This is a genomic window from Cellulophaga baltica (assembly GCF_900102165.1).
Lineage (GTDB): Bacteria > Bacteroidota > Bacteroidia > Flavobacteriales > Flavobacteriaceae > Cellulophaga > Cellulophaga baltica.
In genome coordinates, this window is sequence record NZ_FNBD01000039.1 from 1 (window position 1) to 3,275 (window position 3,275).

Below are 3,275 nucleotides of genomic sequence, written 5' to 3' on the forward strand. Positions count from 1 at the left end.
TTAGTATCACTTGAAAGGAAATTTTAGAGGTTGAGTATAGCCGTTATAAGTACTGTTAACTAATAACTGTTAACTGATCACTAAAAGACGGGGGATTAGCTCAGCTGGCTAGAGCGCCTGCCTTGCACGCAGGAGGTCATCGGTTCGACTCCGATATTCTCCACTATCCCATCCTAGCCTTCCCTAAGGGAAGGAATAAGCACGAGTAAGTGCTCTCCCCCTTTGGGGGAGTAGGAGGGGGAAAAAGTTCATTGACATATTGGGACAAAGTGAATTACAATTATCTTCAGGGATATTGTAATCACAGTAAACACAAATTTAAAAATAGAGTAAAGTACGATAGAGGTACTGCTGTATTTATACAGTAGTAATTATATATAATAGAATAAAAAGGACTAGTGACAAGCTAGAAAAGGGCGTATGGGGGATGCCTAGGCTCTCAGAGGCGATGAAGGACGTGATAAGCTGCGAAAAGCTGCGGGGAGGTGCACACAACTTGTGATCCGCGGATATCCGAATGGGGCAACCTGTCTGGTTGAAGGCCAGTCGTGATCGTAAGATCAAGCAAACCCGGTGAACTGAAACATCTAAGTAGCCGGAGGAGGAGAAAACAAAAGTGATTCCGTTAGTAGTGGCGAGCGAACGCGGATTAGCCCAAACCAGTATTGTTTCGGCAATGCTGGGGTTGTAGGACCACGCTATTTGATGCGCGATGAATTAGAACTATTTGGAAAGATAGGCCGAAGACGGTGATAGCCCGGTATAAGTAAAGGACGTTATTGATAGTGGTATCCTGAGTAGTGCGGGGCACGTGAAACCTTGTATGAATTTGCCGGGACCATCCGGTAAGGCTAAATACTCCTGAGAGACCGATAGTGAACCAGTACCGTGAGGGAAAGGTGAAAAGAACCGTGAATAACGGAGTGAAAAAGATCCTGAAACCATACGCTTACAAGCGGTCGGAGCCCTTTGGGGTGACGGCGTGCCTTTTGCATAATGAGCCTACGAGTTACTTTTACTAGCAAGGTTAAGATTTTAAGAATCGGAGCCGTAGCGAAAGCGAGTCTGAATAGGGCGCCATAGTTAGTAGTAGTAGACGCGAAACCGTGTGATCTACCCATGGGCAGGTTGAAGCTTTGTTAACCCAAAGTGGAGGACCGAACCCGTTGACGTTGAAAAGTCTTGGGATGACCTGTGGGTAGGGGTGAAAGGCCAATCAAACTCGGAAATAGCTCGTACTCCCCGAAATGCATTTAGGTGCAGCGTTGCAATAGTTTTATAGAGGTAGAGCTACTGATTGGATGCGGGGGCTTCACCGCCTACCAATTCCTGACAAACTCCGAATGCTATAAAATGTTTTGCAGCAGTGAGGGCATGGGTGCTAAGGTCCATGTCCGAGAGGGAAAGAACCCGGACCATCAGCTAAGGTCCCCAAGTGTATACTAAGTTGATATAACGCGGTGGAATTGCATTGACAGCCAGGATGTTGGCTTGGAAGCAGCCATTCATTTAAAGAGTGCGTAACAGCTCACTGGTCGAGCGATTCCGCATGGATAATAATCGGGCATAAGTATACCACCGAAGCTATGGCTTCTGTACTCGGTACAGAGGGGTAGGGGAGCATTCTATGTGTGTTGAAGGTGATCTGTAAGGGTTGCTGGAACGCATAGAAACGAAAATGTAGGCATAAGTAACGATAATGCGGGCGAGAAACCCGCACGCCGAAAGACCAAGGTTTCCCCAGCTATGCTAATCAGCTGGGGGTCAGTCGGGACCTAACGCGAACCCGAAAGGGGTAGTGGATGGACAAGCAGTTAATATTCTGCTACCTGCTCACGTTAAAAGTGACGGGGATGTGGTGTTGGTGCGTGCTGACGGAATAGCACGTTGAAGGGAGTGGTAACACCCCGATAGTACGATGAGGCTTCGGCCAAGTTGATAATCCAGCGTAACATCCTCCGAGAAAAACAAGTGAAGCAGCCCGTACCGTAAACCGACACAGGTGGTTGGGATGAGTATTCTAAGGCGCTCGAGAGATTCATGGCTAAGGAACTAGGCAAAATAGACCCGTAACTTCGGGAGAAGGGTCGCCCTCCTTTTAGGAGGGCCGCAGTGAAGAGGTCCAGGCGACTGTTTATCAAAAACACAGGGCTCTGCAAAATCGAAAGATGAAGTATAGGGCCTGACACCTGCCCGGTGCTGGAAGGTTAAGAGGAGATGTTAGTTTCGGCGAAGCATTGAATTGAAGCCCCAGTAAACGGCGGCCGTAACTATAACGGTCCTAAGGTAGCGAAATTCCTTGTCGGGTAAGTTCCGACCTGCACGAATGGTGCAACGATCTGGACACTGTCTCGGCCATGAGCTCGGTGAAATTGTAGTATCGGTGAAGATGCCGGTTACCCGCAGTGGGACGAAAAGACCCCGTGCACCTTTACTATAGCTTCGTATTGGTTCTGGGTAAGTAATGTGTAGGATAGCTGGGAGACTTTGAAGCGGCGTCGCCAGGCGTTGTGGAGTCATTGTTGAAATACCAGCCTTTGCTTATCTAGGGCCTAACCCTAACACTAGGGAACAGTGCGTGGTGGGTAGTTTGACTGGGGTGGTCGCCTCCAAAAGAGTAACGGAGGCTTCTAAAGGTACCCTCAGTACGGTTGGTAATCGTACGTAGAGTGCAATGGCACAAGGGTGCTTGACTGAGAGGCATACAGGCCGAACAGGTTGGAAACAAGAGCATAGTGATCCGGTGGTTCCGTATGGAAGGGCCATCGCTCAAAGGATAAAAGGTACGCCGGGGATAACAGGCTGATCTCCCCCAAGAGCTCATATCGACGGGGGGGTTTGGCACCTCGATGTCGGCTCGTCACATCCTGGGGCTGGAGAAGGTCCCAAGGGTTGGGCTGTTCGCCCATTAAAGTGGCACGCGAGCTGGGTTCAGAACGTCGTGAGACAGTTCGGTCTCTATCTACTGCGGGCGTTAGAAATTTGCGTGGATCTGACTCTAGTACGAGAGGACCGAGTTGGACTGACCTCTGGTGCACCAGTTGTTCCGCCAGGAGCATTGCTGGGTAGCTATGTCGGGATTGGATAAGCGCTGAAAGCATATAAGCGCGAAACCAGCCACAAGATGAGATTTCTTTAAAGGGCCGTAGGAGATGACTACGTTGATAGGTCATAGGTAGAAGGGCAGTAATGTCTGTAGCCAAGTGATACTAATAGCCCATAGGCTTGCACAACTTGCCCCCTTTAATTAGGGGGCGGACTTCCTTTTTTTAAAG

Annotated in this window: 1 tRNA gene and 1 rRNA gene; both read left to right on the forward strand. The window is 49.1% G+C overall.

Annotated features, from left to right (window positions below):
- Nucleotides 1-89 precede the first annotated feature (89 nt).
- Nucleotides 90-163, forward strand: a tRNA-Ala gene (locus tag BLQ19_RS20690).
- Between the two features lie 235 nt (nucleotides 164-398).
- Nucleotides 399-3,233: ribosomal RNA gene (locus BLQ19_RS20695) — 23S ribosomal RNA — on the forward strand.
- Nucleotides 3,234-3,275 lie beyond the last annotated feature (42 nt).